The sequence below is a fragment of the Vibrio sp. genome (assembly GCF_048266485.1).
Lineage (GTDB): Bacteria > Pseudomonadota > Gammaproteobacteria > Enterobacterales > Vibrionaceae > Vibrio.
Map to the genome: position 1 here is coordinate 25,636 of NZ_JBLWZK010000004.1, position 17,793 is coordinate 43,428.

The 17,793-nt window shown below is 41.4% G+C and carries 15 protein-coding genes and 1 riboswitch; of the genes, 9 read left to right on the forward strand and 6 right to left on the reverse strand.

Annotated elements, in window-relative coordinates; translation table 11 throughout:
* Positions 1–9: 9 nt before the first annotated feature.
* Complete coding sequence (locus tag ACN0T8_RS07285) at positions 10–366, forward strand: gamma-glutamylcyclotransferase family protein (RefSeq protein WP_417879977.1); 357 nt, start codon at positions 10–12, stop codon at positions 364–366.
* 86 nt (positions 367–452) lie between these two features.
* On the opposite strand, the gene ppa is transcribed toward ACN0T8_RS07285, so the two are convergent.
* The gene (ppa, locus tag ACN0T8_RS07290) at positions 453–980 is read right to left on the reverse strand and encodes an inorganic diphosphatase (RefSeq protein WP_417879978.1); all 528 of its coding nucleotides are present in this window, start codon (positions 978–980) and stop codon (positions 453–455) included.
* Positions 981–1,213: 233 nt separating this feature from the next.
* Positions 1,214–2,224, reverse strand: a complete 1,011-nt coding sequence (fbp, locus tag ACN0T8_RS07295) for a class 1 fructose-bisphosphatase (RefSeq protein ID WP_417879979.1) — start codon at positions 2,222–2,224, stop codon at positions 1,214–1,216.
* A gap of 234 nt (positions 2,225–2,458) precedes the next feature.
* Between fbp and mpl the strand changes: the two genes are divergently transcribed.
* From mpl to thiQ, 5 genes are all read left to right on the forward strand, one after another.
* Entirely contained in the window at positions 2,459–3,814 is a 1,356-nt protein-coding gene (gene mpl, locus ACN0T8_RS07300; RefSeq protein ID WP_417879980.1) for a UDP-N-acetylmuramate:L-alanyl-gamma-D-glutamyl-meso-diaminopimelate ligase, read from the forward strand.
* 95 nt (positions 3,815–3,909) lie between these two features.
* Positions 3,910–4,539, forward strand: a complete 630-nt coding sequence (locus tag ACN0T8_RS07305; RefSeq protein WP_417879981.1) for a flavin prenyltransferase UbiX — start codon at positions 3,910–3,912, stop codon at positions 4,537–4,539.
* 61 nt (positions 4,540–4,600) lie between these two features.
* Positions 4,601–4,698: riboswitch (TPP riboswitch) on the forward strand.
* A gap of 39 nt (positions 4,699–4,737) precedes the next feature.
* Complete coding sequence (gene thiB, locus ACN0T8_RS07310) at positions 4,738–5,745, forward strand: thiamine ABC transporter substrate binding subunit (protein ID WP_417879982.1); 1,008 nt, start codon at positions 4,738–4,740, stop codon at positions 5,743–5,745.
* Between the two features lie 47 nt (positions 5,746–5,792).
* Positions 5,793–7,382, forward strand: a complete 1,590-nt coding sequence (gene thiP, locus ACN0T8_RS07315) for a thiamine/thiamine pyrophosphate ABC transporter permease ThiP (protein WP_417879983.1) — start codon at positions 5,793–5,795, stop codon at positions 7,380–7,382.
* Positions 7,383–7,394: 12 nt separating this feature from the next.
* A complete protein-coding gene (gene thiQ, locus ACN0T8_RS07320; RefSeq protein WP_417879984.1) occupies positions 7,395–8,120 on the forward strand; it encodes a thiamine ABC transporter ATP-binding protein in 726 nt (241 codons plus the stop codon).
* A gap of 88 nt (positions 8,121–8,208) precedes the next feature.
* Here thiQ and ACN0T8_RS07325 read toward each other — a convergent pair whose 3' ends face one another.
* Both ACN0T8_RS07325 and ACN0T8_RS07330 read right to left on the reverse strand, forming a co-directional pair.
* Positions 8,209–8,889, reverse strand: coding sequence for a hypothetical protein (locus tag ACN0T8_RS07325; RefSeq protein ID WP_417879985.1), 681 nt, complete (start codon positions 8,887–8,889; stop codon positions 8,209–8,211).
* 227 nt (positions 8,890–9,116) lie between these two features.
* The gene (locus ACN0T8_RS07330) at positions 9,117–10,538 is read right to left on the reverse strand and encodes a PhoH family protein (RefSeq protein ID WP_417879986.1); all 1,422 of its coding nucleotides are present in this window, start codon (positions 10,536–10,538) and stop codon (positions 9,117–9,119) included.
* 614 nt (positions 10,539–11,152) lie between these two features.
* Here ACN0T8_RS07330 and rapA point away from each other — a divergent pair.
* From rapA to ACN0T8_RS07345, 3 genes are all read left to right on the forward strand, one after another.
* Positions 11,153–14,077: an RNA polymerase-associated protein RapA gene (rapA, locus tag ACN0T8_RS07335; protein WP_417879987.1), complete on the forward strand. Its 2,925-nt coding sequence runs from the start codon at positions 11,153–11,155 to the stop codon at positions 14,075–14,077.
* A gap of 158 nt (positions 14,078–14,235) precedes the next feature.
* The gene (gene rluA / locus ACN0T8_RS07340; protein WP_417879988.1) at positions 14,236–14,973 is read left to right on the forward strand and encodes a bifunctional tRNA pseudouridine(32) synthase/23S rRNA pseudouridine(746) synthase RluA; all 738 of its coding nucleotides are present in this window, start codon (positions 14,236–14,238) and stop codon (positions 14,971–14,973) included.
* 30 nt (positions 14,974–15,003) lie between these two features.
* Positions 15,004–15,990 carry a D-2-hydroxyacid dehydrogenase gene (locus ACN0T8_RS07345; protein WP_417879989.1) on the forward strand — a complete coding sequence of 329 codons (987 nt, stop codon included), beginning with the start codon at positions 15,004–15,006 and terminating at the stop codon, positions 15,988–15,990.
* Positions 15,991–16,006: 16 nt separating this feature from the next.
* Here the strand turns inward: ACN0T8_RS07345 and ACN0T8_RS07350 are convergent, their stop codons facing one another.
* Together ACN0T8_RS07350 and argR are read right to left on the reverse strand one after the other, a co-directional pair.
* Positions 16,007–17,014: a TAXI family TRAP transporter solute-binding subunit gene (locus ACN0T8_RS07350; RefSeq protein ID WP_417879990.1), complete on the reverse strand. Its 1,008-nt coding sequence runs from the start codon at positions 17,012–17,014 to the stop codon at positions 16,007–16,009.
* A gap of 217 nt (positions 17,015–17,231) precedes the next feature.
* Entirely contained in the window at positions 17,232–17,702 is a 471-nt protein-coding gene (argR, locus tag ACN0T8_RS07355) for a transcriptional regulator ArgR (RefSeq protein WP_144387537.1), read from the reverse strand.
* Between the last annotated feature and the right edge of the window lie 91 nt (positions 17,703–17,793).

A 17,793-nucleotide genomic window follows, 5' to 3' on the forward strand; every position in this document is an offset into this window, starting at 1 on the left:
GGAAAAATCATGTCACACTGTGTTTTAGTTTATGGCACGTTACGCCAAGGAGAGTCGAATCATCACTTATTAACAAATAGCCAATTTTTAGGCAATGTAGTAACGGAAGCGCAGTTTCAGCTGTTTGATTTAGGGCCTTATCCTGCGGCGATAAAAGGTGAGCAGGCTTTAGTGGCTGAAGTGTATTTAGTTGATGATGATACCATGAAGCGACTGGATATATTGGAAGACTACCCTAATGAATATGACCGAGAGCTAGTCACTACGCCACATGGGCAAGCGTGGATATATTTATATCAAAACAAACGCTTATTGACGAAAGGCATACCGTCTGGAGATTGGTGTCAATTTCGAGAGTCGTTTTAGTCTTGAGCGTAATCTTTAAATAATTGGAATAAAAAAGAGCCGATAATGGCTCTTTTTTCATTGTGTTAGGTTTGAAGCGAGAGTCATTATTTCTGAGCGCGCTCGTAAGATTCTAGAATTTCTTTACGTGCTGCTGCGACATCTTCCCAGCCATCAACTTTTACCCATTTGCCTTCTTCAAGATCTTTGTAGCGCTCAAAGAAATGGGTAATTTGAGATTTAAGCAACTCAGGAACATCGTTGATGTCTTGAATGTGCTCGTATTCTTTAGATAGTTTGCTGTGAGGTACCGCAATCACTTTGGCATCTTCACCAGACTCATCTGTCATTTTTAATACGCCAACCGGACGGCAACGAATTACGGAACCTGGCATTAATGGAAATGGCGTTGGAACTAAAACATCAACGGGATCGCCATCTAAAGAGAGGGTGTTATTCACATAACCATAGTTACATGGGTAGAACATCGGTGCCGACATAAAGCGGTCAACAAATACTGCGCCACTGTCTTTATCGACTTCATATTTAATTGGGTCTGCATTAGCAGGGATTTCGATCACTACATATAAGTCGTCTGGTAGTGATTTACCAGCAGGTACATTATTCAAGCTCATTGGGCTTCCTTTCTTTATTTTGCATCAATTAGATTTGAAATTAACGGCTTTGATTATAACGTGACTTGTTAAGGGGTTGTAAAGGGCTTACGTGAAATATGCGAAGGAAATTCTAACGAAGCGACAATAAAAAAGAGAAGCAACAAGAAGCAGTAAGAGAAAAGATTAATAACAAGAGAAAAAGATAGGAGGAATAAGCTCCTCCTATCTTTATTGTTAGTCGAGGCAATGAGCTATTCAGGATATTGCTCTAAAAAGCTTTCTACTTTATCGACCATTAATGGTGAGCCAACGACAAAAGGAACTCGTTGATGTAGCTCAGTTGGCTTTAAATCCATGATACGGTTTTTACCATCGGTTGCTTTTCCGCCAGCTTGCTCCATTAGAAAAGCAATCGGGTTGCACTCGTACAATAATCGTAACTTACCATTTGGATGGCTTTCAGTACTTGGGTAGAGGTAGACCCCACCTTTTAATAAGTTGCGGTGAAAGTCAGCGACTAAAGAGCCAATGTAACGAGAAGTATAAGGACGATTATCTTCTGGCACATTTTCTTGGCAATACTTGATGTATTTTTTGATGCCAGTTGGGAAACGAATGTAGTTACCTTCATTAATTGAATAGATGGTGCCAGATTGTGGGATCGTCATCTGTTCGTGAGATAGGCAAAATACGCCAAGTGATGGGTCGTAAGTGAAGCCATGCACGCCATTGCCAGTCGTGTAAACCAACATAGTAGAAGAGCCGTAAATAATATAACCAGCCGCCACTTGCTTATGACCCGGTTGTAGGAAATCTTCTTCGGTTGGTGGAGTGCCAATTGGAGAAACGCGGCGATAAATTGAGAAGATGGTGCCAACTGAAACATTCACATCAATGTTAGATGAACCATCAAGTGGATCCATTAACACTACGTATTTGGCATTTTTATTAAGATCTTTATTAAAGGCAACTGCCTCATCTTCTTCTTCACTGGCTACGCCACAGACTTGATCGCGAGCTTCTAATGCCGCTTTAAATTTGTCATTAGCGTACAAATCAAGTTTTTGTTGTTCTTCTCCTTGAACATTCTCTGCGCCCACCGAGCCAGTAATATCAACTAGTCCGGCTTTATTGATTTCCCTATTGACTATTTTAGCTGCCAATTTAATAGAACCGAGTAGAGAAGATAAGTCTCCACTGGCATGAGGGAAGTGGTGTTGGTTTTCGACAATAAATTCACCAAGTGTACGCATGGTCGACATGTTTAATCCTTTTGTGTCGTTAAGCTACGGGTGTGTTCGGGGCTAACTCATTGTAAAAGGATAAACTTTTTTATGGTAATGAAGTAACTATGCCAACAGCAGAAAATGTTTAATTCTTATTTCAGTTTATATCCTTTCAATTCTAACCATACTTTTCTGTGTGTTTACGGTACTATTCAGAATTATTGTACATTCATTTTTTTAGATCCTAATAGTTGGATTGGAACCATTGTTATGCATATTCATATTCTCGGTATTTGTGGCACATTTATGGGGGGAGCGGCAGTTTTAGCGCGCCAACTCGGACATAAAGTGACAGGTTGTGATGCTAATGTTTATCCACCGATGAGCACATTACTCGAATCTCAAGGCATTGATATTATAGAAGGCTTTGACCCTTCTCAGCTTGAGCCCGCGCCGGATCTGGTTGTGATAGGTAATGCAATGAGCCGTGGTAATCCTTGTGTTGAATATGTGTTAAATAACAATTTGAAATACACCTCAGGTCCACAATGGTTACAAGAATTTTTATTACATGATCGTTGGGTTCTTGCTGTTTCTGGTACTCATGGAAAAACCACCACATCGAGTATGTTGTCTTGGATTTTAGAAGATTGCGGTTATGCACCGGGCTTCTTAGTCGGAGGCGTATTGGGTAACTTCGGTGTGTCGGCACGTTTAGGCGAAAGTATGTTTTTTGTGGTCGAAGCCGACGAATATGACAGTGCTTTTTTCGATAAGCGTTCAAAGTTTGTGCATTACCACCCACGTACATTAGTGATGAACAATTTAGAGTTCGATCATGCAGACATCTTTGACGATTTGGAAGCGATTAAGCGTCAATTTCACCATTTAGTTCGCACCGTGCCGGGCAATGGTCGTATTCTAACGCCAAGCAATGATGATGGTTTGAAAGAGGTGATTAAGCGTGGTTGCTGGAGTGAACTAGAATACATCGGCGACGATGGCCATTGGAAAGCTGAAAAAGTGAAAAAAGATGGCAGCCATTTCCAAGTGTATTTAGATGGCCAACATCATGGTGATGTGGTGTGGGATTTAGTCGGTGACCATAATGTGAATAATGCGTTGATGGCGATTGCCGCGGCGCGTCATGTGGGAGTTACGCCAGATCTAGCTTGTGAAGCATTGGGTAAATTCATCAATACTAAGCGTCGTTTAGAGTTAAAAGGTGAAGTAAAGGGCATTAAGGTCTATGACGATTTTGCTCATCACCCAACTGCGATTGAGCTTACGTTAGAAGGTTTACGTAATAAAGTCGGTGATAGTAAAATTATCGCGGTGTTTGAGCCTCGTTCTAGCACGATGAAAATGGGCGTACATAAACAAACTTTAGCCGCCGCTTTTAAGCATGCCGATCAAGTTTGCTTATATCAGCCAAGCAACATTCAATGGTCAGTAGAAGAAGTGGCGCAACAGTGTTCTCAACCAAGTTACGTTGATGACAATATTGACAGCTTTGTGGAACATATTGTGGCTCAAGCGCAGACTGGCGATCAGATCTTAGTGATGAGTAACGGTGGCTTTGAAGGGATCCACGCCAAGTTATTACAAGCTTTACAGCAAAAATAGTAAAACGATCATAGTAAGTAAAAAGATCATTGGTGATAAAAAGATCACTATAATCCTTTTGCTCACCAAACTCATTCTCTGTTGAGGAAGTGAACATGTCTCAATTGATGGAAAAGAAAATCACTCTTGCTTTCACTGGTGCCTCTGGTGCGCCTTATGGACTGCGTCTATTAGAGTGTTTGCTGGCGGCGGACTATACCGTTTATTTGTTGATCTCATCAGCGGCCCGTGTCGTGATGGCAACCGAGCATGATTTAAAGTTACCAAGTGGCCCAGAAGCGGCGCAAAAAGCTTTGATTGAACACCTTAAATGTCGCAGTGATAAGTTAATTGTATGTGGTAAAGAAGATTGGTTTTCACCCGTCGCTTCAGGATCGGCTGCGCCGAAAAAAATGGTAGTGTGTCCATGTTCTGCTGGTAGTGTGGCTTCGATTGCTCACGGAATGTCGGATAATTTAATTGAACGTGCTGCTGATGTGGTAATGAAAGAACGCGGCCAGTTATTGCTGGTGGTACGAGAAACACCATTTTCGACGTTGCATTTAGAGAATATGCACAAGCTATCGCAAATGGGCGTCACCATAATGCCCGCGGCCCCAGGCTTTTATCATCAACCTAAAACGATTGAAGATTTAATTGATTTTATGGTGGCGAGAATTCTCGATCATTTAGGTGTTGAACAAGGTTTAGTACCTCGTTGGGGCTACGATCAACGCTCTAGCTAACAGTGTTGATATTAAGCTAATATAACGACTCGTTTACCGTTACGTAAGATCTTACAATTTATACAACTCATCGGGGTGCTGAATCATGTGATTTAGCTGAGATAACACCCGTGACCTGAACCAGATAATGCTGGCGTAGGAATTGAGTGGGTTTTTCCTTCTTTTCCCTGTGCCGCTCACTAAATAAGGATTAATCTAGTGAACTTCACACCTAAAGCGCTTACTTTTCTTGCTTTCTCTTGTGCTGCAACCTTTTCTACTTCAGCGCTAGCGGAGCAAAAGCCTACCTTAACCGTTTATACTTACGATTCTTTTACTTCCGATTGGGGGCCTGGTCCGAAAATCAAACAAGCTTTTGAAAGCCAATGTGGCTGTAAATTGAATTTTGTTGCTTTGGATGATGGCGGTTCAGTGTTAAGTCGTATTCGTTTAGAAGGTAACAATACCAAAGCAGATGTGGTTCTAGGATTAAATAACAACATTATGGCGCAGGCCCAGCAAACGGGACTACTTGCCAAGCATGATGTTGATACTTCTCAAGTCACTATTCCCGGTGGTTGGAATAATTCTTATTTTGTGCCTTTTGATTACGGCTACTTTGCCTTTGTGTACAACAAAACGAAAATGACCAACCCACCCAAAAGCTTAAAAGAATTAGTCGAGCGTGATGATTTTAATATTATTTATCAAGATCCACGCACATCGATTACTGGCCAAGGTTTATTGCTGTGGGTGAAAGCGGTTTATGGTGATGATGCGGTGCAAGCATGGAAAAAAATTGCCGATAAAACGGTTACGGTGAGTAAGGGGTGGTCAGACTCTTACCCTATGTTCTTAAAAGGGGAGAGCGATATGGTGTTGTCTTATAGTACCTCTCCGGCTTATCACATCATTGCTGAAAATGATGACCAATACGCTGCGGCTAATTTTACTGAAGGCCAATATACACAAATAGAATTGGCAGCCAAGGTGGCGAGTACCAAGCACTCTAAATTAGCCGATGAGTTTATGCATTTTATCTTAACCGATGATTTCCAATCCGTGATGGCAACCGGTAATTGGATGTACCCAGTGACCGATGTTAAGTTGCCAAAAGGTTATGAGCAATTAACGGTGCCAAGCAAAATGTTGTCGTTAGAGCCCGAAACCGTTGCTAAGCAGTTGAAAGGTTGGACTCGTGAGTGGCAGATGGCTTTGTCGCAATAAAGCAATGACAACTCTTTTCGTTTTTAAGGCTCTAATAGGACGCCAGCGTGATTAATGTTTCGGTTCCTAAGTTAGGTATTGCGGTTGCGTTGGCGATAGCTGCGTTTGTCTGCGCAACAATAGGAGCGTTGGTTCTGCATGCCCCAACGTTAAATATTAGTTGGATTTTATCCGATCCTTATTATCGACATATCACCTTCTTTAGTTTCTATCAGGCATTCTTTTCGACTTTGTTGAGTGTTGGCTTAGCGATTCCGGTTGCTCATGCGTTATCTCGACGAGAATTTATAGGCAAGTCGCTGTTATTGAAACTGTTTGCTTCGACATTGGTATTGCCAGTGTTGGTTGGCGTATTCGGTATTTTAGCGATTTTAGGTAACAGTGGCTTGGTCGCTAGCATATTAAAAGCTTTTGATGCCCGCTTACCTTTTTCGATTTACGGCTTAAGTGGTATTTTAGTCGCCCATGTCTTTTTTAACTTACCTTATGCCTGCCGCTTGTTATTACATGCTTTAGAATCGATACCTAATGAGCAACATAAATTGTGCGCTCACTTGGGAATGAATGGATGGCAGAAGTTTTGCCAAGTCGAATGGCCCCGTATGAGGCAGCAACTTCCACATGTCGCTGGCTTAGTGTTTATGCTGTGCTTTACTAGCTTTTCGACGGTTATGGTATTAGGTGGTGGGCCTAAGTCGACCACGATTGAACTGGCTATCTATCAAGCAATTAAGTTTGATTTTGACCTACAAGCTGGCGCGATTCTCGCGTTATGGCAAATGATGTTATGTGGTGGGTTAAGTTTACTATTATTGCGTTTAGTTAAGACCTTGCCAGCTTCGACTCAGTCTAGCCAACAAGTGTTACTAGTGTGGCCCGATTCTCGTTTAGCGAAAGTTTGGGATAGCATTTGGATCCTAGCGGCAATGCTGCTTGTGCTACCGCCTTTATTGATGGTGATATGGCAAGGCTTGAATCCTCAATCATTAATTGTGCTGCAAGATGCTAAGTTTTGGCAGGCTTTAATGGCTTCTCTTAAAGTTGCAACATTGGCCAGTTCACTTGCTTTAGTCATGGGGATGACCATTTTATTTACCAGTCGTGCTTGGCACTTGAAAGGGCATGGTCAATGGGCTAGCCGTTTAGAGTTAATGGGCACGATTATTTTGGTGACGCCGGGAATAGTGATTAGCACCGGGCTATTTTTATTGCTGCGTAAACAAGTTGACGTATTCAGCCTCGCTTTTGTGATGGTGATTTTAGTGAATGGGCTAATGGCATTACCGTATATCATCAAAACGTTGTCGCAACCGATGTTACAAATTTCGCAACAATATCAATTTTTATGTCAAAGCTTAGGTATGACAGGTTGGAATCGTTTCAAAATGGTTGAGTGGAAAGCGCTAAATAAACCCATTGCTCATGCCTTTTCGATTAGCTTTATGTTTTCTATGGGCGATTTAAGCGCCGTGGCACTATTTGGTAATCAATCTTTCATTACGTTGCCTTTGTATTTATTTCAATTATTAGGAAGTTATCAAATGCCTGCAGCGGCGATGGTCTCGCTGTGCTTATTGGTGTTTAGTGTCATTTGTTTTAGCTTGATTGATGTCATTTTTAAACGGAGTAGTCGTTAATTATGAAGAAGAATGACCATGTCTGATTGTGCCATTGATATCCAGCAAGTCATTTATGATTATCAAAGTGAAACCTTTCATTTTGACTTACAGGTAGAGCGTGGTTCGACTATGGCTTTGATGGGACCTAGTGGCTCTGGCAAATCCACATTACTCAGTTTAATCGCCGGTTTTATTGAGCCTAAACAAGGGAAGATTAACGTCGATGGGTTATCTGTGATTGGTTTGCAGCCTCACCAAAGACCATTGGCAATGCTGTTTCAAGAGCATAATTTATTTAGCCATTTAACGGTAAGACAAAATATTGGTCTTGGTTTACATCCCGGTTTGAAATTAACGAACCAACAAAAACAACAAGTCGGTGAAGCCGCCCAGCAAGTTGGTATTGTTGAACTATTAGATCGCTTGCCAGAGCAGTTATCGGGCGGACAGCGGCAACGCGTCGCACTGGCAAGGTGTTTTGTACAACCTCATTCTATTTGGTTGTTGGACGAACCTTTTTCAGCGTTAGACCCGATTTTACGTCAAGAAATGTTGTCGTTGGTGTCAAACCTAGCCAAAGATCGCAATATCACTGTATTGATGGTGACACATCATTTGTCAGATGCTAAATCGATAGGCAGTCATTTTGCCTTTATGGAGCAAGGCAAGGTGACCGTATGCGACCGAATATCACATTTAACCCAAGAAAGTACGAACGCTCATTTAAGGGCGTTTCTCAAAGCGAGTGGAAATTAAAACAGCCCTTGATATTGTCAGTATCAAAGGCTGTATATTTATATGAAAAATAAGGTTAAAGTTTTTTACTATCCGCAAGTAATGTTAGTTAGTCGTTCAGTAAAAATTGATTTCGTTTATTGATAAATTCGGAATAGTTTTCATCTTTGAGACTATATTTTCGCCAGGTTAAAAAACTTTGTAGGTAGCCTAATGATGAATAAAAAATGATAGTATAACCTAGCACTTCTATTCCTTCTTCTACGACACGTTTGATTGTTCGATCATATTCAGGCCCAAGAATACCTAGCCAAAAATGACCCATACCAAATAAGCGCGAAAATACCAGTAGCAATGCCATTCCTATACATAATGAGAAGAAATGGCTGCTTTGGGTGAAATGGGAGAAAGTGTGTATGGTTTGTTTGATATTTCTTGAAGCGTATATCACACAGGCAGCCGTGAGGATAAGCACAGGTATTATCCAAAAGCCATGAAATACTAAATCCAATAAGCCATCTAATTCACGGATAAACATACAACCGAAAAAACCAGCCACTAAAGTACAAAAATGCCGAATAGAAGGCTCTTGATAAGCGGTATAAGCAAAAGATAATGCACTAAGTAGTAAGATTAACTCTTGAAAGTACTCAGTGAGTGAGGTTTCACCTATCCCTTGCTTGAGATAAATCAGGTCATAGCTAAGAGTGACAACAGGTAAAGTAACAAGCAAAGCGAGTAATAGAAATTGCCCAAACCCTTTTAGTATATTATGGATATCATTAGACATAAAAAACCTCAAAGTATAAAAGAATTTAGCCTTACAGCGATTGTATAAGATTCCATTCAAGTATCGGACAAGGCAAAGAGGTTGGGTATTCTATAACGTTTTATTTACTTTTCTATTATTTTTACCACTCATTTATTCAACCTAAAAAACCAAAAATAATCCCTACTTAAACAATGGTTAAATCTAAGTAGGGATTTTTCATATTCAAGCTAGGATGATGGGAATAATTATAAGTTTTCTTCGGCGAATTCCGCTAAACGGCTACGAACCACACCATTTAAGTGAATGTTGGCACTACCTTCGAAGTTTTTAAAGCGTTCAACCATGTAAGTTAATCCTGAAGTTACAGGCGTTAGGTAAGTAGAGTCGATTTGCGCCAAGTTACCCGAACAAACAATTTTGGTGCCTTCACCACAACGAGTAATGATGGTTTTGATTTGCGAAGCAGTCAGATTTTGACACTCATCAAGCAATACAAAAGCATTTTGAATTGATCGGCCACGCATAAAGTTGATGGATTTGAATTGAATATTGGCTTTATCACAAATGTATTTTAATGAGCCTTCAGTGCAGTGATCGTTTTTATGCAGAGCTTCAAGCGTATCGGTGATCGCCGCCAGCCAAGGCATCATTTTTTCTTCTTCTGTACCGGGTAAGAAACCAATGGCTTCACCGATATCTGGCGTATTACGAGTGACGATGATTTTATCGAACATTTTCTTTTCAATGGTCATTTCTAACGCTGCGGCCATGGCTAGCATAGTCTTACCACTACCTGCTGCGCCCGTTAAAATCACCAAATCAATTTCAGGATCAAGTAAGGCATCCATTGCCATCCCTTGATAGACATTTTTTGGATAAATATCCCAAGCGTGTCGGTGCATCAAACGTTCTCGGCTAAGATCTTTAATTTTGGCATTTGTCGGATACAGTTCTTCAACACGACCAGCAAAATCGGTATCTTCATCGATGATATATTGATTAATAAAGGTGGGCTCTAAGCCTTCTCGATCAACGGTATGAAAAGTTTTGTTACCGACGTTGTGGCTTTCTACTTGTTTAAAGTTATCCCAAAAGCTGCCTTGGTATTCATTAAAACCCTTGGTTAGGAACTGCACATCATCAATTAATTGGTCAGTTCGGTAATCTTCAACATACAGAACACCCGCCCCTTTAGCTCGTAAGCGCATATTGATATCTTTGGTGATTAATACGACTTCTCGTGGTGCGCGACGGTTTTGCAGGGCAATCACGCCATTTAAAATTCGGTTATCGCCTGCTTTATCAGCAAAGGCTTTATCACTATCTTGTATGTCGAAATCAGCTAGAATCGAAATGGTGCCAGTAGCTTGATTATCTTTAGCAAAAGGAATGCCTTGGGATATTTCATCGGGTGTCGCATCGTGAAAAATGGCTTCTAAGGCTCGAATGGCGACTCGGGCATCTCGGGCAACATCACGTTTGCTGTCTTTGATGCGATCAAGTTCTTCTAACACCGTCATTGGAATGACGACATCATGTTCTTGGAATGAGTATATGGCGTGAGGTTCATGGAGTAGGATATTGGTATCAAGGACAAAGATTTTGCGTGATGATTTATCGTGTGTTGATGATATTGCGCTAGTTAGCGTTCTGTCGGTCGAGCCCATAGCGTCTCCTTGTTCCGCGGTGCGGAAGGCTAGCAATGTTTGATTGCTAGAGGCAGCTACAGTATATAGATAACATCTTGTTTCTATTTTCGCTATCGAGAGTGTCGGTAGCGTGCAGCTACATAACGATCAAACCCTTTTCATTAATAATACCAATCTCATTAATTATCTAATCATTCTTACTTGTGAAAAGCCTCGATAACTGCGTTACCAATTTTGATTGTAGAGCAACTACTTATCGAAAATTTATGCCTTGTTCTCAAGGCTTTTTCCTGCGTCATCTCTGATCATCTAATTAATTTGATTGGTATAAGCAACGATAGCTTTTTAATACAAAACTATCTGAATACTTATGTTGAGTATATGAAAGATTTTTACTTTCAGCTCTAATTTACCTCTCAAATATTGACACTTTTATGTCAAGGCGAAAATTAACTTCAAATCAGGATGATATATCTAGTCTCATCAAGTAAGATGTGCGGCTTTTTCCTTGTCGGGAAAGCGTATTTAAATGGGATTTGAGGGAAGAATATTTCGTCAAAAAACATGATACGCAAGTGACTTGGGTATAAAATAGATTTCAATAAAGTTAGATTCATAAGGTAGTCGATTACATGGCATTTGCGTTAGGTCAGCGTTGGATTAGTGATACAGAAAGCGATTTAGGATTAGGGACAGTGGTTGGGCTTGATGCTCGTACTGTAACCTTGATGTTTGCTGCATCAGAAGAAAACCGTTTGTATGCCCGTAATGATGCGCCGATCACTCGAGTGGTGTTTAATGTCGGTGATGTTATTGAAAGCCAAGAAGGGTGGACTTTAAAAGTTGAGCATATCGAAGTACAAGATGATGTGATCAGCTATATCGGTACTCGCCAAGATAACCAAGAAAGCGATGTTGTATTACGTGAGATTTTCTTAAACCACCAAATTCGCTTTAATAAGCCGCAAGATAAATTGTTTGCAGGACAAATAGATCGTATGGATAACTTTGTCCTACGCTACAACGCATTAACCAATCAATATCAGCAGTATAAAAGTCCAATGCGTGGCCTTTGTGGCATGCGCGCTGGCCTTATTCCGCATCAGCTTTATATTGCTCATGAAGTGGGCCGTCGTCATGCGCCTCGCGTCCTACTGGCCGATGAAGTTGGCCTAGGTAAAACCATTGAAGCGGGCATGATCATTCACCAGCAAGTATTAACTGGTCGTTCTGAGCGAATTTTGATTGTGGTGCCGGAAACGCTACAGCATCAATGGTTAGTCGAAATGATGCGTCGCTTTAATCTGCATTTTTCGGTATTCGATGAAGAACGTTGCCTAGAGTCGCAAGCCGATGCTTTGAATCCATTTGATACTCAACAATATGTTCTATGTTCACTCGATTTCTTGAAAAAGAATGAAAAACGTTTCAATCAAGCCTTAGCCGCTGATTGGGATTTATTAGTCGTCGATGAAGCGCATCACCTAGAGTGGAGTGTTGACGCACCAAGCCGTGAATATCAAATGGTCGAAGGCTTAGCAGCAAAAATCGCAGGCGTTCTTCTGCTTACTGCAACTCCTGAGCAACTAGGTCATGAAAGCCACTTTGCTCGACTGCGCTTGCTTGATTCAGACCGCTTTTTTGACTACCCAACTTTTGTGAAAGAAGAGCAGCAATACGCACCGGTAGCCGAAGCAGTCGCCAGTTTAGAATCTGGTCAGCCGCTGACTAACGATCAAAAAAATAGCATCACTGAGTTGTTATCAGAGCAAGATGCTGAGCCGCTATTTAGAATTTTAGATGGTTGTGGCTCACAAGCTGAATTTGATATTGATCAGAAAACCTTAGCTCGCCAAGAATTGATTGATAACTTAATGGATCGTCATGGTACTGGGCGCATCTTGTTCCGTAATACTCGTGCCGCGATCCAAGGTTTTCCTGAGCGCCACGTACACATGTTAGCAATGCCAATGCCTGAGCAATACACTCGAGCAATGCGTGTTTCCAATATGATGGATGGCGAACTTCCTGAACAAACTCAAGCGTTGAAAAACTTGTACCCAGAAGAGATTTTACAAGATCTTGAAGGCGATAAAACCTCATGGTGGACGTTCGATCCTCGCGTGACTTGGCTTATCGATAAAGTATTAGAAAAACGCTCTGAAAAGATCTTAGTGATCGCATCACGATCTTCTACTGCCTTGCAACTAGAGCAAGCTTTGCGTGAGCGTGAAGGTATCCGAGCGACGGTATTCCATGAAGGTATGTCGATTCTGGAGCGTGATAAAGCCGCCGCTTACTTTGCTCAAGAAGAAGGTGGAGCGCAGGTACTGATCTGTTCTGAAATTGGTTCTGAAGGACGTAATTTCCAGTTTGCCAACCAGTTGGTGATGTTCGACTTGCCATTCAACCCTGACCTATTAGAACAACGTATCGGCCGTTTAGATCGTATTGGTCAAACTCGTGATATCGAAATTTTCGTTCCTCATTTAGAAAATTCAGCGCAATCAATTTTGGCTCATTGGTATCACCAAGGTTTGAATGCATTTGCAGAAACCTGTCCGACAGGTCGCGCAGTGTATGATGAATATTCTGCCAATTTAATTGCCATGCTAGCTTCGGGCGATATGAGTGAGTTAGAGCATTTAGTCGAGCAATCGGCAGCGCTCAATAAACAACTGAAATCGAAATTAGAGCAAGGTCGTGACCGTTTGCTAGAAATTCACTCGAACGGTGGTGAAAAAGCGCAACAAATTACTAAAACTATTAAATCTGGTGATAATGATACTAACCTTGTGACCTTTGCGCTTGGCCTGTTTGATACCATAGGTTTAAACCAAGATGACAAAGGTGAAAATGCCCTCGTGGTGACACCATCAGAACACATGATGGTGCCAAGCTACCCTGGGTTACCTTATGAAGGTGCGACCATTACTTTTGATCGCGATACTGCGCTTTCTCGTGAAGATATGCACTTTATGAGTTGGGAGCATCCAATGATCCAAGGTGGTATTGATCTCTTGCTTAGCGAAAATGTGGGTACTAATGCGGTTTCTCTTTTGAAAAACAAAGCATTACCCGTCGGCACTATGTTCTTGGAGCTAGTGTATTTAGTGGATGCTCAAGCACCAAAGCGTAGTGGCATTAACCAATTCTTACCCAAAACCCCAATTCGTTTATTGATGGATGCCAAAGGTAACGAACTTTCAGAACAAGTACCGTTTGACACATTTAACCGCCAACTTAGTCCGATTAACCGTCATATGGCGAGTAAAGTGGCGAGTTCAGTGCAAGATCAGATTCACTCGTTAATTGAAAATGCGGAGCAAGCGGTATTACCAAAACTGGATGACGTACGCCAAACCGCGAAATCTGAGATGCAGCAAAAGCTTAACTCTGAATTAGAACGTTTATTGGCGCTTAAAGCCGTCAATCCAAACATACGTGATGAAGAAATTAGCACCATTGAAACGCAAATCGAAACACTGTCTGGTTACATCGAAACCGCGCAGTTACAGCTTGATTCTTTGCGTTTGATCGTCGTTGCTCATCAGTAATACGTCACTCGGAAAATTCGTTTCTCGTAGCTCGATGTTATCTTTTCGAGTTACGAGCAACGAGCTGCCGAGAAATGTTTATTTAACTCCTTGTCTAACCCTAGTTTGTGGAACCTAACCTAGGGACTAGGAACTCTAAACTAGGAACTTGTTTTTCTATGGCCCTACTTGAATATCTTCCACCTACCGATCCTTGGACGGATATCGTCTACCAAGATGAACATATTTTGGTGGCTAATAAGCCTGCGGGGTTGTTATCGGTGCCGGGGCGCTTGGCTGAGCATTACGATAGTATTTGGAGTCGTTTACGTGAGATGTATCCAAATATTGAAGTGGTGCATCGTCTGGATATGGCGACCTCTGGGTTGATGCTATTTGCTTTAACTAAAGAAGCAGAACGTCATATTAAGAAGCAATTCCAATATCGCCTCACCCATAAAATTTATTATGCGCGAGTATGGGGAAGTGTTGAGCTCGACCAAGGTGAAATCGATTTACCGTTGATTTGTGATTGGCCAAATCGTCCTCGACAGAAAGTGTGTCACCAAGATGGCAAACCTTCTGTAACGCGTTATCAAGTAGTGGTGCGAGAAGAGCAGACGACCATCGTTCGTTTACTACCGATCACAGGACGTTCACACCAACTACGAGTGCATATGATGGCGCTTGGTCATCCGATTGTTGGTGATGAATTCTATGCGACTCCAGAGGCGTTAGAGTACTCCGAGCGGTTGCACTTGCATTCTACTGAGTTAAGTTTTTATCATCCGAAAGATAATCAACTAGCAACGGCGTTTGTTGAATGTGATTTTTATCCCGATGTAAAAGCGCAAATTTTGCAACACTTTAGCGCTGAAGCTGAGTTGCCAGATTATAAAACTTTGGTATCGTCATAGTGAACGTGAACTAATCGAAAAGGATGTTACATGCCTATCCCTCTCACTCATTTACCTAGTAAACCAACGGTTGTTTTTTTAGATCATGCGACCATTCCAGAACACATTTCAGTGCCTAACCTGACTTTTGAACATCAATGGCAACAGTTTGACTTAACGCCAGCGGAGAAGGTGGTTGAGAGAATTCAACCTGCCGATATTGTGATTACCAATAAAGTACAATTAACTGCAGAAATTTTGGCTCAAGCCCCGAAACTCAAGTTAATTGCGGTCGCAGCGACAGGAACGAATAACGTTGATGTAGATTACTGTCGTGAACATAAGATTGTGGTTACCAATGTTCAGGGATATGGAACGCGCTCTGTGCCAGAGCATGTGGTGGCGATGATGTTTGCGCTAAAGCGTAATTTAATCGGTTATCACCAAGATATCGCGGCTGGCGAATGGCAAAAACAAAAGCAGTTTTGTTTCTTTACTCATCCTATTACTGATGTGGCCGATTCAACTATCGGGATTATTGGCAGTGGTAGTTTAGGGCAAGCCGTTGGCGTGTTAGCCAAAGCGATTGGTATGAAGGTGGTGTTTGCGGAACGTAAAGGGGTGAAACCTGCTCGTCCCGGCTATATGGCGTTTGAAAAAGTGATTGAAACGGCGGATGTGTTGACTTTGCATTGCCCACTTACTGATGACACGCAAAACTTAATTGCGATGCCAGAACTAACGGCGATGAAACCGAGCGCAATTTTAATTAATGCTAGTCGCGGTGGACTAGTGAATGAGTCAGATTTGGTGGAAGCATTAAAAACGAAACAAATTGCCGGTGCTGGGTGTGATGTGTTTACTCAAGAGCCTGCTGATGAGTCGAACCCTCTAATCGCCAATATGGACTTACCAAACTTACTCCTCACTCCACATGTTGCGTGGGGGAGTCATTCTTCTATTCAAGCGCTGTGTAATATCTTGATGGACAATATTGAAAAATACCAACAAGGTGTTGAGCAGAATCGAGTCTGCTAACGATTTAGCTTATTCGCTAAGGTAGTAATCCGACTTCTTTATAATAACGAATCGCGCCCGGATGCAGTGGCGCGGAGATTCCATCTTTAATCATATTTTCTTTCTTTAACATTGCAAAAGCCGGGTGCAAACGCTTAAAAGTATTAAGGTTCTCAAATACTGCCTTGGTGATGTTATAAGCAAGTTCATCAGACATGCGTTTATCGGTAAACACAACGGATAGAGTGCCGAAAGTTTTGATGTCTTTGTCATTGTTCGGATAGAGATTTGCAGGAATGCTAGTCTCTGCGTAATAAGGTACATCATCGACTAATTTATCAATTTTAGGGCCTGTTACGGGAATGAGCTTGGCTTGACAGGAAGTAGTCGCTTCTTTTATCGAGGCATTAGGATTACCTAAAATTGAAACAAAAGCATCAATTTGGTTATCGCATAATGCTTGAGCTCGGCTCGCTCCGGTAAATTCTGTTGCCCGCGAGAAGCTTTTCGGTGACCAACCAAATTGTTGCATAATTCTATCCATAGTCGCTCGATCGCCAGATCCTTTATTACCTATATTGACTCGTTTACTTGCTAAATCCGCGACATTTTGAATGTTTGAATCTTTGCGAACGATGAGATTAAAAGGTTCATTGTGTAAAGAGAAAAGGGCACGCATGTTGGAATAAGGTGCTTTAGGGGTAAATTCGTTACTACCTTGGTAAGCAAAGTACTGCCAATCTGATTGAGTGATTCCTAAATCATTTTTACCTAATCTCACTTGATCAATATTATCGACAGAGCCGGCGGAAGGTTCGATTGAACAGCGAATATTATGCTGTAAACGACCTTTGTTGATTAACTTGCAGATAGAACTACCTGCAGGGTAATAAACTCCTGTTACCGCGCCAGTAGCAATTGTGATATAGCTTTTATTATTTTCTGCTTTTACCGTTGTGGTTGAAACAACCAAGAGGAAAACCAGTAAGATCTTATAGATCTCACGAGACAAAAAATAATGAAAGTATGATGCGGAGGTTGTCATGGCTTATTCCTTTATGCCAATAAAATGAGAAATGGCGATCCTTGCCATTGTATATCAACAATAGGTGAGAGGTTGATTTATTGTTAATAAAAATACTGGGAGTGGGGGTTATAAAGATAGATAATTATTGAAGATTATATAAAAAATGAGAAGGCGTTCACGACATGTGGGGAAAAGAGTCAAAAGAACGCCTAGGGGGAGAGGACGGTTTTATATTTTAACCTGCATATTCAAATAATTCGCACACAGAATCAAATAATTGCTTAGTGCTAATGTTTAAGGTTGGCGTAATGAAAATTGTATCATCACCTGCAACAACACCAAGAATTCCTTCTGATTTGCCAAGAGAGTCAAGCAAACGAGCTATTAACTGAGCCGCTCCCGGACCGGTATGAATCACTACCAACGCATCGTTATGACCAACATCAAGCACGAGTTCACGTAAAGAGCTTGAAGCGGTAGGAACCCCTAACTCTGCCGGTAAGCAATACACCATTTCCATTTTCGCATTACGCGTTCTTACTGCACCAAACTTAGTTAGCATTCGAGAGACTTTTGACTGGTTGATATTGACAAAGCCTTCTTCTCGCAGTGCATCAACAATTTCGCCTTGGGAGCCAAAACATTCTTCTTTTAGTAGAGCTTTAAAAGAGCGGACTAAGTTATCTTGTTTGTCACTATTTCGCATAATGGGTTCTTTTAGTGGTACATATAATTTCAATATTTTCGCATAGATGGTCAATGATCACCAAACGATTAGGTCAAATTTTCGCTAAAAA

What these genes read in the sequence shown, in the direction of transcription:
- fbp (WP_417879979.1), bottom strand. Translation starts at nt 2,224, where the DNA reads ATGTCGACCATGCGTACACTTGGTGAATTTATTGTCGAAAACCAACAC.
- thiQ (WP_417879984.1), top strand. Translation starts at nt 7,395, where the DNA reads ATGACCATGTCTGATTGTGCCATTGATATCCAGCAAGTCATTTATGAT.
- ACN0T8_RS07285 (WP_417879977.1), top strand. Translation starts at nt 10, where the DNA reads ATGTCACACTGTGTTTTAGTTTATGGCACGTTACGCCAAGGAGAGTCG.
- ACN0T8_RS07345 (WP_417879989.1), top strand. Translation starts at nt 15,004, where the DNA reads ATGCCTATCCCTCTCACTCATTTACCTAGTAAACCAACGGTTGTTTTT.
- ACN0T8_RS07305 (WP_417879981.1), top strand. Translation starts at nt 3,910, where the DNA reads ATGTCTCAATTGATGGAAAAGAAAATCACTCTTGCTTTCACTGGTGCC.
- ppa (WP_417879978.1), bottom strand. Translation starts at nt 980, where the DNA reads ATGAGCTTGAATAATGTACCTGCTGGTAAATCACTACCAGACGACTTA.
- ACN0T8_RS07330 (WP_417879986.1), bottom strand. Translation starts at nt 10,538, where the DNA reads ATGGGCTCGACCGACAGAACGCTAACTAGCGCAATATCATCAACACAC.
- rapA (WP_417879987.1), top strand. Translation starts at nt 11,153, where the DNA reads ATGGCATTTGCGTTAGGTCAGCGTTGGATTAGTGATACAGAAAGCGAT.
- ACN0T8_RS07350 (WP_417879990.1), bottom strand. Translation starts at nt 17,014, where the DNA reads ATGACAACCTCCGCATCATACTTTCATTATTTTTTGTCTCGTGAGATC.
- mpl (WP_417879980.1), top strand. Translation starts at nt 2,459, where the DNA reads ATGCATATTCATATTCTCGGTATTTGTGGCACATTTATGGGGGGAGCG.
- rluA (WP_417879988.1), top strand. Translation starts at nt 14,236, where the DNA reads ATGGCCCTACTTGAATATCTTCCACCTACCGATCCTTGGACGGATATC.
- ACN0T8_RS07325 (WP_417879985.1), bottom strand. Translation starts at nt 8,889, where the DNA reads ATGTCTAATGATATCCATAATATACTAAAAGGGTTTGGGCAATTTCTA.
- argR (WP_144387537.1), bottom strand. Translation starts at nt 17,702, where the DNA reads ATGCGAAATAGTGACAAACAAGATAACTTAGTCCGCTCTTTTAAAGCT.